The following is a 15,593-nucleotide window of genomic DNA, read 5'->3' on the forward strand; positions in this document are numbered from 1 at the left end:
ACCGGGCCCGGCTGGTGGCCAGGGCCCTGGCGGGCAACCCCGGCCCGTACCAGGTGATCGCCGCGGACGGCACTCGCCCGCCGTGGCGGCCCGGCGCCTTCGACCGGGTGCTGGTGGATGTGCCGTGCACCGGGCTCGGTGCGCTGCGCCGCCGCCCCGAGGCGCGCTGGCGGCGCCGCCCCGAGGACCTCGACGGCTTCGCCCCGCTTCAGCGCGGACTGCTGCGGGAGGCCCTGGCCTCGGCGCGGATCGGCGGCGTGGTCGGCTATGCGACCTGCTCCCCGCATCCGGCCGAGACCAGGGCCGTGGTCGAGGACGTCCTCAAGGGGCGTGGCGGCCCGGCCGTCTCCGCGGAGTGGATCGACGCCCGTCCGCTGCTGCCCGGGGTGCCCGAGCTGGGCGACGGCCCGGACATCCAGCTCTGGCCGCACCGGCACGGTACGGACGCCATGTATCTGGCGCTGCTGCGCCGCACGGGCTGACCGCGCGCGTTCCTCTCGCGGGTTCCCGGAGCGAGCGCTCCGGGGCATCGCACGGCCGCCGTGAGCGGGTGCGTCAGTCCTTCGGGACCGCCGGAAGCGCTTCCTGGGGCCGGTCGGTCGGGGCGTAGACGGTGGCCGTGCGGGCGGTGGGGTTGAGGTCCCTGTGGACCGCGCGCGCCACCGCCTCGATGGTGGCCACGCCCGCCTTCATGGTGCGGTTGTCCTGGGTGAGCACGGTGAGGGTGTAGTCGTGGCCGTCACCGGTGAAGGCGCCGATGCTGTGCACCCGCCAGCCGTGGGTGGACCGCTCCAGCCAGCCGTTCTTCACCTGGATCCGCACCCCGTCCGGGGCGCCGGCCGGGGTGCCCCAGCGCTGTTCCCGGATGACCTTGCCCATCAGCGAGAGGAGGTAGCGGCGGGAGGCGTCGGTCAGCACCGTGTTCGGGTGGGTGATCAGGTCCAGGAGCCGCTCCTGGTCGTTGGCGGTGATCCGGGTGAGGCCCCAGTAGCCGTCCTTGCCGGGCACGGTGGCGTCCATGCCCGCCGCCCGCAGGAACGCCTTGACCCGGGAGGCTTTGAGCTTCTTCCACAGCTTGCTGGTCGAGGCGTTGTCCGACTTGGTGATCATGGCCTTGGCGAGGGTCTTCTCGCCCTTGGTCAGCGGCCGGTGGTGGCGCTGCGCGTCCCACAGCAGCGTCGCCAGGACCGTCGCCTTCACCACGCTCGCGGAGTCGAACCGCTGGTTCGCACGCAGCGTGCAGCGGGTGTGGGTGGTGTGGTCGCGGAGGCTGATCGCGATGGTGCCCGACCGGCCGCGCAGCGCCGCGGCGATGTCCCTGGACAGCTTGCCGGCCAGCCCGGACTGGTGCGAGACACAGACCGGCCGCGGTGCCGTGGCCGCGGGAGAGGCGGAGGCGGGTCCGGCCCCGGCGACCGGCGATACGACGACGGCCGCTGTCAGCGCCGCGCACACCGCGGTGCGCGGCTGCCGGGGTAGTCGATCTCTCGTCATGGTGGGTTGCCTGTTTGCACGTGACATCTTTGCACGTGACGTCTAGGGGTTTCCTTCGACTTCTTCATGATCCCGGCTCCGCCGCCGTGCGTCGATCGGAGCGGATACCCAAGTGATCACGGCGGTACGGGCCGTAGCGATGATCCCGGCTCCATGGACCGGCATGGACCGTGGGAGGCTTGGTGGCATGGCCTTGCAGATCAACCCCAGCATCCTGTCCGCGGACTTCTCCCGCCTCGCGGATGAGGCGAAGGCGGTCGAGGGTGCCGACTGGCTCCACGTCGACGTCATGGACAACCACTTCGTCCCCAATCTCACCCTCGGGGTTCCGGTGGTCGAGTCGTTGGGCAAGGCCACGGATACCCCGCTGGACTGCCATCTCATGATCGACGACCCGGACCGCTGGGCGCCGCAGTACATCGAGGCGGGCGCCGGTTCCGTCACCTTCCATGTGGAGGCCGCGGCCGCGCCGGTGCGGCTGGCGCGCGAGATCCGGGCCAAGGGCGCGCGGGCCTCGATGGCGCTCAAGCCGGCCACGCCCATCGAGCCGTACGAGGATCTGCTGCCCGAGCTGGACATGCTGCTGGTGATGACCGTGGAACCCGGCTTCGGCGGCCAGGCGTTCCTCGACATCATGCTGCCGAAGATCCGCCGCACCCGGCAGCTCATCGACAAGCACGGACTCCAGATGTGGCTCCAGGTGGACGGCGGGGTCTCGGCCGCCACCATCGAGCGGTGCGCCGAGGCGGGCGCCGATGTGTTCGTGGCGGGCTCCGCCGTCTACGGCGCCGACGACCCGGCCAAGGCCGTAGAGGCGCTGCGCCGGCTGGCCGAGAAGGCAACCGGTACCCCCGGGACATGAGGCGGCGTAGCTACCGGTCGGTGAACTCAAGGGTGAAGGGCGAACCAACTCCGCCGTTTCTGACAGGATGAACGGTGAGTCCGGACAGTGAATAGTGAGGAGACCGCGGTGTCGACGGGCCGTTCAGCCACGCGGATGGGACCCGCCGAACTGGTGCAGGCGGCGGCCATGGCGCGCCGCTTCTACCTCGAGGGCAAGTCCAAGATTCAGATCGCCGAGGAGTTCGGCGTCAGCCGCTTCAAGGTCGCGCGGGTGCTGGAGACGGCGCTCGAACGCGATCTGGTGCGCATCGAGATCCGGGTTCCCGCCGAACTCGACGCGGAGCGCTCCGACGCCCTGCGCGCCCGCTACGGGCTGCGCCACGCGGTCGTCGTGGAGTCCCCGGCCGACGCCGAGGCGGACACCCCGGACCCGGAGAACCTCGGCGAGGTCGCCGCGGACCTGCTGGGCGAGTTGGTGACCGAGGGCGATGTGCTGGGGCTGGCCTGGGGCCGGTCCACGATCCACATGGCCGCCGCGCTGCACCGGCTGCCCCCGTGCACCGTCGTCCAGCTCACCGGCGTGTACGACGCGGGCACGGCCGAGCGCGGCTCGGTCGAGGCGGTGCGCCGCGCCGCCGCCGTCTCGGGCGGTGAGGCGCACCCCATCTACGCGCCGATGCTGCTGCCGGACACGGCCACCGCCGACGCCCTGCGCGGCCAGACCGGTATCGCCCGTGCCTTCGAGTACTTCGACAAGGTCACCGTGGCCTGCGTCTCCATCGGCTCATGGGAGGCCGGGATCTCCACGGTCTACGACATGCTGTCGGAGAAGGAGCGGGCCCACTACGAGAGCCTGGGCGCCGCCGCCGAGATGTCGGCCCACCTCTTCGACGCCGAGGGCCGCCGCATCGGCCGTGACCTGGGCGAGCGCTGCATCACCGTGGAGGCCGACCGGCTGCGCCGGATCCCCGAGGTGGTGGCCATCGCCGGTGGCCGCCGTAAGGCCGAGGCGATCGGGGCGGTGCTGAGGTCCGGCCTGGTCACCAGCCTGGTGACGGACACGGCCGCCGCGGACTATCTGCTCGCCGAGACCACCCCGGCCGCCCACCCCGCCCTGGACCGCGCCGACCCGGACGGCGTGTAGCGGGCCGGACGCGGCGAGCACCGGTCGCGGCGGGCAAGGGGGAACGGCGGGCAAGGGGGAACGGCGGGGAAGCGGGCACGGCGGGCAAGCGGGAAATGGCGAGCGGCCCGCCGCTCGCCACCTCGCATCACGCCAGAAGCAGGGCCGCGTCCCACGGCACAGCACCCTCGGCGGTCCCGGCGGGCGGCGTGCTCCGGCCGAGCAGGACGAGGGCGACGCCCGCCGCGCCCTCCAGGAACGTCGGCGCGTCCAGCGGCTCCGGCCGCAGCGGTAGCACCGGCGCGGTGGGAAAGCCGAAGGCCGTGCCGGGGTCGAAGCGGGCGCACAGCCGATCGGCGATCTCGTCGGCCCGCGCGGACAGCGACGCGTCGGCCAGCTCGTCTGCGATACGCCCGGTGATCCGGGCCAGCCCGGCGAGGCCGTGGCACAGCCCGGGATCGTCCATCCCCCGCAGTCCGCCGGGGCGGGCGAAGACCGCCCTCATCGCCTGCGCCGCGGTGTGCACCCACGCGTCCTCGCCCAGGGCGACTCCGGCGAGCTGGAGCGCGCGGGCGATTCCGGGAGCGCCGTAGCACCAGCTCGCGCGGCCCGGCCCCAGGGTGGGCCGGGTGGCGGCCAGCTCCTGGTCGGCGGAGACCGTACCGGGCCAGCCGGGGCCCGCGTCCGGGTCCTCCTGGCGCCAGCTCATCAGCCACCGGGCGATACGGCGGATGGCCGTGTCGTGGCCGGGGACGCGCAGTCCGCGCGTCCAGCACAGGGACAGCAGCGCGAGCGGCCCGGCGATGCCGTGGGCGAGGCCCAGGTCCAGCACCCACTCCCGCCGCCGCGGGTCAAGCGCGGCGGGCCACGGGGGGCTGAACCAGCCGGGCAGCGGCCCGGCCGCGGCCCGGACGGGCTCGGTGAGGGCAACCAGATACCGCAGCACATCGTGGACCGCTTCGGGGTCGGACGGCTCGGCGAGAAAGTACCGGCCGAGGCCGGTCACACCGGAGATGACGTCGAAGTGTTCCCGGTCCGCCCCGGGGACACCGGATTCCATCCGGCCGTACTCGGCGTCGAGGACCGTTTTGAGGCGATGCCGCAGGGTCGCGTCCACCCGGCCCCGTACGGTGGCGTAGTCCCGGGGCGAGCGGGCGGCGTGCTTGGCGGCGAAGCCGAGACTGCCCAGGCCCGTGATCAGCCCGGGACCTCTGGCACCGGCGTACCCGGCCTCCGCCGCCAGCAGGGCGTGGACGGTCGGGCGCAGGCCCGGGTCGTTCCTGCTCAGCTCGCTGAGCAGCAGCGCCGCCCCCGAGGCACCCATGCTGAGCCCGGCAGCGGCGAAGTCCCCGGTGGCGTGGTCGCGGACGCGGGCGGCGATCTCGGCCGCCACGGTGCCGGCGTCCCACCGTCCGGCTGGTGCCGCCGTCATCCGAGAAGCCTCCGCCGTCATCCGAGGTGCCTCCGCCGTCCGTGTTCGGTCTGGGCGAGGCCGCGCGCCACCGCCAGCGAACGGGCTTCGGATGTGTGTGAGGTGCCGATGAGCCGGTTGTGGTGCATATGCAACACGCTCGCCAGCACCGGTCCGTCGGCGGCGGCGGAGGCATAGGCACGCATGGCGGCCGCCCTGGCGTCGAGGGCTGCGAGCACGGCGGCGGCGCCTTCGGCCGGGAACGCGGCCCGGAGTCCGCCGTCCAGCAGGCGCAGTGCCGCCGCGCGCCCTTCCCGGAAGTAGGCGTGGTGCTCCTCGTTCCGCGGGTTCCGCAGCCACCAGTCGGTCCACCGGTCGCCGTGGACCTGGCGGGCGAGGTCGAGGTAATTGGCGGCGGCGAGCACCCGCGGCTCGACGGTGACCGCGCCGGCCGCCCGCAGCCGGAGCTGTTCAAGGGCGGCCACGCTGTCGCGGTGGAAGACCGTCTCGGCGGCCTCGATGGCCTCGTGGCCGCCGTAGCGGTGGGTTTCGGGTTCATAGCCGTCGATGACGAACGCCCCGGCCAGACGCAGGTCGCGTAGCTGCTCCACCCAGTCCAGGACACCCGGCAGCAGCTCGCCGTGGAGCGTGGCGGGGTCGCCGTGGAACCGCAGCCGCAGATGCGCTCCGGCCGGATCGGCGTAGCGGATGAAGAACCAGCGGTCCACCGCGGGCGGCAGGGCCGCCAGCAGCCGGGGCAGGTGCTCGGTCAGCACCTCGTCCTGGCGGTTGGCGGAGGTGTAGAGCTTGCCGTAGAGCCACCCGCGGCTGTGCCGCGGGGCGGGCGGACCGACCGGGCAGATCCGCCGCGCCGGAGCCCGGACGGCCGGGGGATCGCCGGGCGCCGGGCGGGCGGGCAGCAGCGGAATCACCAGTTCACTGCTGAACGCCCCCGCGTCGGTGGCGAGCCAGCCGCCGCCCGCCCCCGCGTCCTCGGGAGTCTCGTACGCCGTCACGTCCTTGCCCCGGCGGAGCTCGCGGCGCAGCACCATACGGTGGAGCGGGGCGGTCAGGTCGATCTCCAGCCGGTGGTCGTCGCCCCCGCCGACGGCGACCCGGTCGGGCACGTTCCAGCGCGCCCGCCAGCCGTCCAGGTGGCGCTCCCACTCCGCGTCGGAGAGGGCGGAGTCGAACAGGCCGGGGTCGGTCAGCCGCCATCGGGCGGGGGCGAGGACCGTCCTGCCGAACCGGACGCGGGGCAGGTGGGGAAGTGTGGACAGGCGCCCCCATGTCCACACGCACAAGGGCCAGCTCCCCATCGCCGGCACCTCTCGCAACAGCCGGACCGCCGCGGGGGCACGCCGCGGGTCGAGCATGGTCGGAACCCGGGGGTTGATCTCCTGCCCGGTCGAGGCGTCCACGAGATACAGCCGGTCCGGGTCGGCGGCCAGTGCCAGATCGCTCATTCCCCGCACGGCGGGCGAGGCGCGGTCCGCGAAGCAGCCCACCGCGACCCGCTCGGTCCAGAACGGCCGAACGCGGGCCACATTGGCGTCGCGCCCGCTCAGGGGCAGGAAGTCCAGGTGTGCCTGGAGCGCGCCGTCCCGGGCCGAGTCGGCCGCGGAGCGGCGCGCCAACTCGCCCACTGCCTCCACGTCGTCGAGGAGATAGGCGAACCGCCCGAAGAGCGCGCCCGGTGCCGGCGATCCCGTCGCCGGCGAGAGCACGAGCGCGAAGTCGCCCTCTTCGAGGGACCGCCGCGAGGGGGCGGTCAGATGGGCGCAGAGCTCCATCGCGGCCGGGGGTGGTGCCCCGGAGCCGCGCAGCCGGTCGAGCGCCGCGTCGTCGAGCACCACCTCGCGGTCACCCGACGCGATCGCCGTGAGGGCCAGCTCGGCCAGGAACTCCTCCCGGGCCCGGTCGCGTTCGCTCGGCTCACCGGGTTCCGCCGTGCGCCGCTCGCTTCTGGGGTGGTCGTAGCCGGCGGGCGGGCCCAGGCCGGTGTGCGGGTCGAGCACGTCGGCGAGCGGCACGGCCCGGTCGGTGCCATAGCGTTCGACGAACGCGTCACGGTACTCCCGCAGCTCCGGCGTCGGCACCGTGTCGGGGGCGGCCAGACACAGCGCCGTGGCCGCGCGCTCCGCCTCCCGTAACACCTCCCGGTCCAGGGCGACTTCGGCGTCCAGCCGCATGTCGACCTGGATCGGCCGGTCATCGGCGCGCAGGCCGCCCATCGCGTCCAGGGCCCTCTTCCAGTGGCCGAGCCCCGCGCCGAGGGGTTCCGCGCCGTACTCCTCCAGCAGGTCGCCGATGGCGGCCAGTTCGCGTGCCTTGTCGGCCCGTCCCACGGCATCGAGCACCTCCACCGCGTACCGCAACGGGTCGGTCTCGCCGAGCGGGGGGCGCAGTTCGGTGAGGAGGAAGCCCTGGCGGACGAGCTCGACGAGGAGCCCCTCCTTGGCGGACGCGGGGACGTTCGGGTACGCCTCGTCGAGGACCTTCAGCAGGTCCCCGGCCGGGCAGGGGCGCCGGGTGGCGGCGAGGATGGTCCGCACGGCCGCCGTGTGGCGTACGGAGATCTCCTGGGCGCTCCGCCCCTCGCGCTGCCGTTCGCCGGCGGCCGGCTCCTCGGGGTCGGCGGGGTCCTTCGCGTCGTAGCCGCAGGGGAGCACCCAGCGCTGCCCGCGGGCGAAGCCCAGGTCGTTCGCCACGACGCGCAGCGCCCGCAGCACCTCGAGTTCGCCCTCCCAGGCGGTGAGGACGCCGGAAAGCCAGCCGCCGTCCGGGCGCACCGCCTTGCGGTGCCGGGTGCCCAGCCGGACCCGGCAGCCCTCGCCGAAGGACACCGGGGCGACGCCCGCCAGGAGCCCGAAGGGGGTGGCGCGGCTGGCGCCCCGCAGGACGTAGCGCGTCGCCGAGAGCGTGAGCTTGCGCAGGGCGCCGGCCTTCATCGGTGCGCCAGTGCGCAGCGCCTCCACGGCCCGGTGCAGTGAGGGGCTGGAGACGGCGAGGGCCTCCTCGACCCGTCCGTCGGAGAGGAGCGCGTCGATGTACCGGCGGACCTGTTCGCGGTCGCGCGGGTCGATGTGTGCGCGGGTCCCGGTGGCCGAGCGGGGGAGGAGCGGGACACGGAGCATCCCGGTGGGCTCCGCGTGGAACATCGGGTGGTCTCCGGCCATGGTGTCCTCTCTCCCGTTCACGCTCGGCACCGCCGAGCATTCCGCTGTCGGCGAGCCGCGCGGAGCCCGGGCTCGGCCCGGGCCCCGCGCGGTCCTTGCTGCTAACAGGCCGGCGCGACCACGGTGCACCAGAGGATGGAGGCCGCGGGCGTGCCGGTGGACGCGCTGTGCGCGGCCGTCGGCTCGTCGAGCTCGACACGCACGTCCAGGTCGAACTCCGACATCTCGCTGGCCGACTCGGCCGGTACGGCGACAGACATGGTCAACTCCTTCGATAGAGGGGGCGACGGCAGCCGTTCGCACCCAGTGCCGCTCACCTACACCTCGGCGGATGGGCGTGCGCGGCTCCCGTTCGCGGTTGACGAGGGGCACTCGTGCCGAGCGCCCCGCACCTCCTGTGTATGTGCACCGCCGGTGATTCCGGAACAGCGGAGAGCGAGATCTAAGGCTTGCCTCAGAAAGTCGCGGTCGGCGGAACGAACGGCGTCATCGCGCCCTCCGATGGCTCCTGGCCGGGCCCCGACCGCTCGCCGACGCGCCGAGCGCTGCTCCGCCGCATGGGGTCACTCGCCCTCGGGCGGGTGCTCGGGTAGCGTTTCGATGTAAGGCAGGTTGCCTGTCGGCACCGGAGCAGCCCCCGCAGCGCCTCTTTGGAGGAGTCTACGAATGCGGGGGTGTTTTGTTGTGTCGCCATGGGAGTGACCTGCGTCGTTTCGCGTGAAAATGTGAGGCTCATGCGTTTCCTCGAGCCCGGTACGGGGCGCCACGTGGAATCTTCCCCGGTTCCCTACGACCTGACGTACGACGATGTGTTCATGGTGCCGAGCCGCTCCGCGGTCGGCTCCCGCCAGGGGGTGGACCTGGCCTCACCCGACGGCACCGGCACCACCATTCCGCTCGTCGTCGCCAACATGACCGCGATCGCCGGCCGCCGCATGGCCGAGACGGTCGCCCGTCGCGGTGGCCTCGTCGTCATCCCGCAGGACATCCCGATCGACGTCGTCACCGAGGTGGTCCGCTGGGTCAAGAGCCGCGATCTGGTGCTGGACACCCCGATCGTCCTCGCCCCGACCGGCACCGTCGCCGACGCGCTGTCGCTGCTGCCCAAGCGGGCACACGGCGCGGGTGTGGTGGTCGAGGACGGGCGTCCGGTGGGCGTGGTGACCGAGTCCGACCTGACCGGCGTGGACCGCTTCACCCAGCTCTCCGAGGTGATGTCGCGCGAGCTGATGGTGCTCGACGCCGCCATCGACCCCCAGGAGGCGTTCAACCGCCTCGACGCCGCCCACCGCAAGCTGGCCCCCGCCGTGGACGCGGACGGGAAGCTGGCGGGCATCCTGACCCGCAAGGGCGCGCTGCGCGCGACGCTCTACAAGCCCGCGGTGGACGCGGGTGGCCGGCTGCGGATCGCGGCCGCCGTCGGGGTCAACGGCGATGTGGAGGGCCGTACGAAGGCGCTCCTGGACGCCGGGGTGGACGCCCTCGTCGTGGACACCGCCCACGGCCACCAGGAGTCGATGATCACCACACTCAAGGCGGTCCGGGGCCTTGGTCCGCGGGTGCCGGTGGTGGCGGGCAACGTGGTCGCCGCCGAGGGCGTGCGCGACCTCATCAAGGCGGGTGCCGACATCATCAAGGTCGGCGTCGGGCCGGGCGCGATGTGCACCACCCGCATGATGACCGGCGTGGGCCGGCCGCAGTTCTCCGCGGTGCTGGAATGCGCCGCCGAGGCACGGAAGTTCGGCAAGCACATCTGGGCGGACGGCGGCATCCGGCACCCCCGCGACGTCGCCATGGCGCTCGCCGCCGGGGCGTCCAACGTCATGGTCGGCTCCTGGTTCGCGGGGACCTACGAATCGCCCGGCGACCTCCAGCACACCGCCGACGGCCGGCCGTACAAGGAGAGCTTCGGCATGGCCTCGGCACGCGCGGTGCGCAACCGCACCAGCGACGAGTCGGCCTACGAGCGGGCCCGCAAGGGGCTGTTCGAGGAGGGCATCTCCACCTCGCGGATGTTCCTGGACCCGGCCCGGCCGGGGGTCGAGGACCTGATCGACTCGATCATCGCGGGTGTGCGCAGCTCCTGCACCTACGCGGGCGCCGGGTCGCTGGAGGAGTTCCACGAGCGGGCCGTGGTGGGCGTGCAGAGCGCCGCGGGCTACGCGGAGGGCAAGCCGCTCCACGCAAGCTGGGACTGAGGCTCAGGAGTTCGGCCCGCCCCTAAGGCGGACCGAGCCCCCGAACACCACAGCCCCCACTCGGCTCGGGTGAGTGGGGGCTGTGGTGATGTGTCGTGACGCGGTCTCACCTCGCCAGTCCGCGCTCACCCCGGGTGCGGGGCAGCGCGTGGCGCGGCGGGCTGGTGAGGGTGATCTGCCGGACCAACTGGTGGAACGAGACCAGCGCGGCGACCGGGGGAAGACCGGCCACGGCCATGCTGGGCGCGTTCCTCGGGGCGTGTGCGACGCACAGGAACACCGCGATGGTGGAGAAGAGCACCACCACGGCCCATGAGTGCGCCGCGCCCCGGCGGTGCAGGGCGGCCCGCAGCACCGACAGCGAGGCGACCAGCCAGGGCCCGTAGACCAGCAGGGGCCACCACGCCGCCATGGACTCCGAGGTGCTCGGGGAGGCCAGATAGCGCAGCGGGCGGTAGGAGATCATTCCGCCGAGCACGCTCAGCATGGCGACGATGACCGTGGTGACCGCCGCGAAGATCAGGCTGATCACATGCAGCCACGGCAGCGTCGGCAGCCGGAAGCGGACCCGGCGGCGCTTGCCGCGCCCCCGCACATGCGTGGGGGCGGGGGTGTGGAGCGGGGCGACCGGTCCGATGGGGCCGGTGGTGTGCACCGACTCCTCGGGGGAGGTCGTCTGGAGCAGCCGGGCCAGGTCTCCCTCCAGGTCCCAGCGGCCCTCGATGCTCTCCGGGTCGGGCAGGGGGAAAGGATTCATCTCATAATCGGCTGCCGCCTCGTAACGCTCCCCGGGAGGGGGCGCGGGGGCGTGCCGGTGGCCGGTGGGTGGGGGCCCGTAGCCGCCCGGCCTCGGCTCGGTGTACGTCATGCCTTGACGCCCGGTTCCGGCGTATCGGACCGCTGGAGGAAGTCCGCCTCGATCCGGCCCAGCGCCCGGAGGAAGTCCTCCCAGACTCTCGCGCAGTATTCGAGCGGATAGCGCTCGCTGTCACCCCCCTGGTCTCGGGGCCGGAACACGGGTTCGGCACTGAGGCGGGAGTGATCGGGTGGTTGCAGGCTGTCAGTGGTCACGTCCCCACCAACGACCGCTAAAATGGTGCAGTATCGCGGCATTCGGGTGAAACGAGCGCTGACTCGCGCAGTGTCTCGCAACGATTCCCCGCCGAGCGCCCCCGCGCGCAACGTTGCCACGGGGATGCGCAACCATGGTGCATTACGGCCGTCGGCGGACGGCTCATAGGGTCTTGCGCTGACGTGGAGTGGCGGGGACCGACTGCTCGGCGATTCCCACCTGCGGGTTTGCTCTTCGGGCACCCGTATGTCCGCAGTCGGTCGCCACCACCCGATGGCAGCGATTAAGGAGCCACCCCTGTGTTGGAGCACGGCGCAGCACCGCCCGCCAGCCAGCAAGCGGAACCAAACCCTCCGGTCGGCGGGCTGGGCGCCCGGCTGATGCGGCGCAAGCCGGTGGAGCGGCTGGTCGCCGAGGGCGGCCGGGGCGAGGGCGGCAGTCTGCGGCGCTCCATGGGCATGTGGCAGCTCACCATGATCAGCATCGGGGCCACCCTGGGCACCGGCATCTTCGTGGTGCTCGGCGAGGCCGTGCCGGACGCCGGTCCGGCGGTCGTCGTGTCGTTCGTCATCGCCGGGCTCACCGCGCTGTTCTCCGCGCTCTCGTACGCCGAGCTGGCGGGCACCATCCCCGTCTCCGGCTCCTCCTACTCCTATGCCTACGCCACGATGGGCGAGCTGATCGCCTGGGTCTGCGGCTGGTGTCTGATCCTGGAGTACGGCGTCTCGGTGGCGGCCGTCGCCGTCGGCTGGGGCGAGTACCTCAACGAACTGCTCGACGGCACGCTCGGCTTCACCATCCCCGACGCCCTGGCCGCCCCGCCCGGCGACGGCGGGATCTTCAATCTGCCCGCCCTGCTGGTGGTGCTGCTGGCCATGGCGTTCCTGCTGGGCGGCGCCAAGGAGAGCGCCCGCGCCAACACCGTCATGGTGGCCGTGAAGATCGCGGCACTGATCCTCTTCTGCGCCGTCGCCTTCACCGGCATCCGGGCCGGCAACTACACCCCGTTCATGCCGCTGGGCATGGCGGGCGTCAGCGCCGCCGGTGCCACCCTCTTCTTCTCCTACATCGGCTTCGACGCCGCCTCCACCGCCGGTGAGGAGGCCAAGAACCCCCAGCGCGACCTGCCCCGCGCGATCATGCTCTCGCTGATCATCGTCACCGCGCTGTACTGCCTGGTCGCCGCCGTCGCGGTGGGCGCCCTGCCGTGGAAGAAGTTCTCCGGCTCCGAGGCCGCGCTCGCCTCGATCATGAAGGATGTCACCGGACAGGACGTCTGGGCCGTGCTGCTGGCCGCCGGAGCGGTGGTCGCGATCGCCTCCGTGGTGCTGACCGTGCTCTACGGCCAGACCCGCATCCTCTTCGCGATGTCCCGGGACGGGCTGGTGCCCAAGGTCTTCTCCACCGTCCACGCCAGGACCGGGGTGCCCCGCGCCAACACCGTGATCGTCTCGCTCTTCTGCGGGGTCCTGGCCGCCGCGATCCCGCTCGGCCAGCTCGCCGACGCCACCAGCATCGGCACCCTCTTCGCCTTCGCGCTGGTCAACATCGCGGTGATCGTGCTGCGCCGGACCCGGCCCGAAATGCCCCGCACCTTCCGGGTGCCGCTGTCCCCGCTCTTCCCGGTGATCGGCTTCGCGCTGTGCCTGTGGATGATGGGCAGCCTCCAGTTCGTGACCTGGGTGGTCTTCGGCTGCTGGATGGCCGTCGGCCTTGTGCTGTACTTCGCATACGGCTTGCGCCGCTCCCGACTGGCCACAGCAGAGAAGTGATTGCCCCCCAGTGCGACTGAATGATCTCGACGAACGCATCGTCCACGCCCTCGCCGAGGACGCCCGCCGCTCCTACGCCGACATCGGCGAGCTGGTCGGACTGTCCGCGCCCGCCGTCAAACGGCGGGTGGACCGGCTGCGCGCGGAGGGAGCCATCACCGGCTTCACGGTGCGGGTCGACCCGGTGGCGCTGGGCTGGGAGACCGAGGGCTTCATCGAGCTGTACTGCCGCCACAACACCTCGCCGGACGCCATCCGCCGGGGCCTGTCGCGCTATCCCGAGGTGGTGTCCGCGTCGACCGTCACCGGCGACGCGGACGCCGTCGTCCAGGTCTTCGCCTCCGATATGCGCCACTTCGAGCGGGTGCTGGAGCGGATCGCGGGGGAGGCGTTCGTGGAGCGCACCAAGTCTGTGCTGGTGCTCTCGCCTCTGCTGCGAAGGTTCAGCTCGGGTGCGCCGACGTAGGAGCTCCGCTGGGTGGCCCTGGTTGACTGTCGTGCCCTGACCTGCCGTTGGTCGTGTGCGGCGGTGTCGTGGCTGGTCGCGTAGTTCCCCGCGCGGCGGAGCCGCACATCGACACAGCCCCGCGCCCCTTCGGGGCGCCCCCGCGTGGGCCCCGCCCATGCCCGGCCCCCGCGTGCGCAATGAATCGACGCGTACCGATCCCCATGCGTCATGAATCGACGCCGGACGCAACGAAGCCGTCTTGTTGGGCGATCCGGAGGCAACGTACTGTTTTTATACCCGTACCCCTCCCCTCAAGGTCTGCCATGTCGCCGCTGCGCACCGCCCTGCTCCAGAACTCCGGTCACCCCGGCGATCCCGCCGGAAACCTCAAGGTCCTCGACGAGGCCGCCGCCAGTGCGGCCGCCGACGGGGCCGGGCTGCTGGTCACCGCGGAGATGTTCCTCACGGGATACGCGATTGGCGGCGGCGGTGTACGGGAGCTGGCCGAGCCCGCCGACGGGCCCAGCGGCCGGGCCGTGGCCGAGATCGCCGCGACGCACGGTCTCGCCATCCTCTACGGCTACCCCGAGAGCCACGAGGGCGCGGTGTACAACTCCGCACGGCTCGTGGGCGCGGACGGCGCCGAACTGGCCAACTACCGCAAGTCCCATCTCTACGGCTGCTTCGAGCGGGGGTCGTTCACCCCGGGTGAGGTCCCCGTCGTCCAGGCCACCATTGGCGAGCTGACCGTCGGCATCCTGATCTGCTACGACGTCGAGTTCCCCGAGAACGTACGGGCCCATGCCCTGGCCGGGACCGATCTGCTGCTGGTGCCCACCGCGCAGATGCACCCCTTCGAGTTCGTCGCCGAATCGGTGATTCCGGTGCGGGCCTTCGAGAGCCAGATGTACATCGCCTACGTCAACCGCAGCGGTGTCGAGGGCGAGTTCGACTTCGTCGGCCTGAGCTGTCTGGCCGGGCCCGACGGCGCCACCTGTCTGCGGGCCGGCCGCGGCGAGGAACTCCTCCTCGGCGATGTCGCCCCCAAGCTGCTGAGCACCTCGCGCCGGATCAACCCGTATCTGCGCGACCGCCGCCCCGGTCTGTACTCCTCCCTCGGCTGATCAGCCCTCGCCCGATCCCTCCTCACTTGATCAGCCCGGCCCCCGCCGCATCCGAAACACGCTCTGAGCACCAACCAGCAAGGAATCCGTACCCCATGACGTCCACGGTGCCCACCGCCGTCCATGACGAGCAGGAAACGCGGGCCCATCAGGCCCTTTTGCCCATGACCATGTTCGGCCCGGACTTCCCCTACGCCTACGACGACTTCCTCGCCCACCCGGCGGGCCTGGGCCAGATACCCGCGACCGAGCACGGCGCCGAGGTCGCGGTCGTCGGCGGCGGTCTCTCCGGCCTCGTCACCGCGTACGAGCTGATGAAGATGGGCCTGAAGCCGGTGGTCTACGAGGCCGACCGGATCGGCGGACGGCTGCGCACCGTCGGCTTCGACGGCTGTGACGACACGCTGACCGCCGAGATGGGCGCGATGCGCTTCCCGCCGTCCTCCACCGCCCTCCAGCACTACATCGACCTGGTGGGCCTGAAGACCCAGCCGTTCCCCAACCCGCTGGCCCCCGACACCCCCTCGACCGTCGTCGACCTCAAGGGCGAGTCCCACTACGCCCGCACCATCGACGATCTGCCGCCGGTCTACCGCGAGGTGGCCGACGCCTGGAACGCCTGCCTGGAGGAGGGCGCGGACTTCTCCGACATGAACCGCGCCATCCGCGAGCGGAACGTCCCCCGGATCCGGGAGATCTGGTCGCGGCTGGTCGAGAAGCTGGACAACCAGACCTTCTACGGCTTCCTCTGCGACTCCGCGGCCTTCACCTCCTTCCGCCACCGGGAGATCTTCGGCCAGGTCGGCTTCGGCACCGGCGGCTGGGACACCGACTTCCCCAACTCCATCCTGGAGATCCTGCGGGTCGTCTACACCGAGGCCGACGACCACCACCGCGGCATCGTCGGCGGCAGCCAGCAACTGCCGCTG

General features: G+C 72.3%; 13 protein-coding genes and 1 pseudogene. 8 read left to right on the top strand and 6 right to left on the bottom strand.

The window, feature by feature from the left end; all coding sequences use genetic code 11:
- Positions 1-482 (top strand): annotated as a pseudogene (locus KN815_RS25580) (rRNA cytosine-C5-methyltransferase); the annotation flags it as partial.
- 73 nt (positions 483-555) lie between these two features.
- On the opposite strand, the gene KN815_RS25585 reads toward KN815_RS25580, so the two are convergent.
- On the bottom strand, positions 556-1,494 hold the full coding sequence (locus KN815_RS25585) for a serine hydrolase (protein WP_216344272.1): 939 nt from the start codon (positions 1,492-1,494) through the stop codon (positions 556-558).
- Positions 1,495-1,681: 187 nt separating this feature from the next.
- On the opposite strand from KN815_RS25585, the gene rpe reads away from it, so the two are divergent.
- Entirely contained in the window at positions 1,682-2,356 is a 675-nt protein-coding gene (rpe, locus tag KN815_RS25590; protein WP_216344273.1) for a ribulose-phosphate 3-epimerase, read from the top strand.
- 135 nt (positions 2,357-2,491) lie between these two features.
- The gene (locus KN815_RS25595) at positions 2,492-3,481 is read left to right on the top strand and encodes a sugar-binding transcriptional regulator (RefSeq protein WP_216344274.1); all 990 of its coding nucleotides are present in this window, start codon (positions 2,492-2,494) and stop codon (positions 3,479-3,481) included.
- Positions 3,482-3,608: 127 nt separating this feature from the next.
- Here the strand turns inward: KN815_RS25595 and KN815_RS25600 are convergent, their stop codons facing one another.
- The 3 genes from KN815_RS25600 to KN815_RS25610 form a co-directional block, all read right to left on the bottom strand.
- Positions 3,609-4,892 (bottom strand): lanthionine synthetase C family protein, encoded by a 1,284-nt coding sequence (locus KN815_RS25600; protein ID WP_253209239.1) that lies wholly within the window; start codon positions 4,890-4,892, stop codon positions 3,609-3,611.
- Positions 4,893-4,909: 17 nt separating this feature from the next.
- Positions 4,910-8,071, bottom strand: coding sequence for a lantibiotic dehydratase (locus tag KN815_RS25605; protein WP_253209240.1), 3,162 nt, complete (start codon positions 8,069-8,071; stop codon positions 4,910-4,912).
- Between the two features lie 80 nt (positions 8,072-8,151).
- Entirely contained in the window at positions 8,152-8,310 is a 159-nt protein-coding gene (locus tag KN815_RS25610) for an FDLD family class I lanthipeptide (protein WP_216344276.1), read from the bottom strand.
- Between the two features lie 474 nt (positions 8,311-8,784).
- Between KN815_RS25610 and KN815_RS25615 the strand changes: the two genes are divergently transcribed.
- Positions 8,785-10,248 (top strand): GuaB1 family IMP dehydrogenase-related protein, encoded by a 1,464-nt coding sequence (locus tag KN815_RS25615; protein ID WP_216344277.1) that lies wholly within the window; start codon positions 8,785-8,787, stop codon positions 10,246-10,248.
- 106 nt (positions 10,249-10,354) lie between these two features.
- On the opposite strand, the gene KN815_RS25620 is transcribed toward KN815_RS25615, so the two are convergent.
- The gene (locus KN815_RS25620) at positions 10,355-11,005 is read right to left on the bottom strand and encodes a DUF2637 domain-containing protein (RefSeq protein WP_372458475.1); all 651 of its coding nucleotides are present in this window, start codon (positions 11,003-11,005) and stop codon (positions 10,355-10,357) included.
- A 107-nt stretch (positions 11,006-11,112) separates the two neighbouring features.
- Entirely contained in the window at positions 11,113-11,319 is a 207-nt protein-coding gene (locus KN815_RS25625) for a hypothetical protein (protein WP_216344279.1), read from the bottom strand.
- Between the two features lie 300 nt (positions 11,320-11,619).
- Between KN815_RS25625 and KN815_RS25630 the strand changes: the two genes are divergently transcribed.
- From KN815_RS25630 to KN815_RS25645, 4 genes are all read left to right on the top strand, one after another.
- The gene (locus tag KN815_RS25630) at positions 11,620-13,092 is read left to right on the top strand and encodes an amino acid permease (RefSeq protein WP_216344280.1); all 1,473 of its coding nucleotides are present in this window, start codon (positions 11,620-11,622) and stop codon (positions 13,090-13,092) included.
- Positions 13,093-13,102: 10 nt separating this feature from the next.
- On the top strand, positions 13,103-13,558 hold the full coding sequence (locus KN815_RS25635) for an Lrp/AsnC family transcriptional regulator (RefSeq protein WP_059145749.1): 456 nt from the start codon (positions 13,103-13,105) through the stop codon (positions 13,556-13,558).
- A 305-nt stretch (positions 13,559-13,863) separates the two neighbouring features.
- Positions 13,864-14,664 carry a carbon-nitrogen hydrolase family protein gene (locus KN815_RS25640; RefSeq protein WP_216344281.1) on the top strand — a complete coding sequence of 267 codons (801 nt, stop codon included), beginning with the start codon at positions 13,864-13,866 and terminating at the stop codon, positions 14,662-14,664.
- A gap of 95 nt (positions 14,665-14,759) precedes the next feature.
- Positions 14,760-15,593: flavin monoamine oxidase family protein (locus KN815_RS25645; RefSeq protein ID WP_216344282.1), on the top strand; the 834-nt coding region annotated here is incomplete at its 3' end.

The sequence above is a fragment of the Streptomyces niphimycinicus genome (assembly GCF_018883605.1).
In the GTDB taxonomy this organism is placed as follows: domain Bacteria; phylum Actinomycetota; class Actinomycetes; order Streptomycetales; family Streptomycetaceae; genus Streptomyces; species Streptomyces niphimycinicus.

Bases quoted from the DNA above. Each gene is read 5' to 3' on its own strand.
- KN815_RS25585 (WP_216344272.1), bottom strand. From the start codon at position 1,494: ATGACGAGAGATCGACTACCCCGGCAGCCGCGCACCGCGGTGTGCGCG.
- rpe (WP_216344273.1), top strand. From the start codon at position 1,682: ATGGCCTTGCAGATCAACCCCAGCATCCTGTCCGCGGACTTCTCCCGC.
- KN815_RS25595 (WP_216344274.1), top strand. From the start codon at position 2,492: ATGGGACCCGCCGAACTGGTGCAGGCGGCGGCCATGGCGCGCCGCTTC.
- KN815_RS25600 (WP_253209239.1), bottom strand. From the start codon at position 4,892: ATGACGGCGGCACCAGCCGGACGGTGGGACGCCGGCACCGTGGCGGCC.
- KN815_RS25610 (WP_216344276.1), bottom strand. From the start codon at position 8,310: ATGTCTGTCGCCGTACCGGCCGAGTCGGCCAGCGAGATGTCGGAGTTC.
- KN815_RS25615 (WP_216344277.1), top strand. From the start codon at position 8,785: ATGCGTTTCCTCGAGCCCGGTACGGGGCGCCACGTGGAATCTTCCCCG.
- KN815_RS25620 (WP_372458475.1), bottom strand. From the start codon at position 11,005: ATGAATCCTTTCCCCCTGCCCGACCCGGAGAGCATCGAGGGCCGCTGG.
- KN815_RS25640 (WP_216344281.1), top strand. From the start codon at position 13,864: ATGTCGCCGCTGCGCACCGCCCTGCTCCAGAACTCCGGTCACCCCGGC.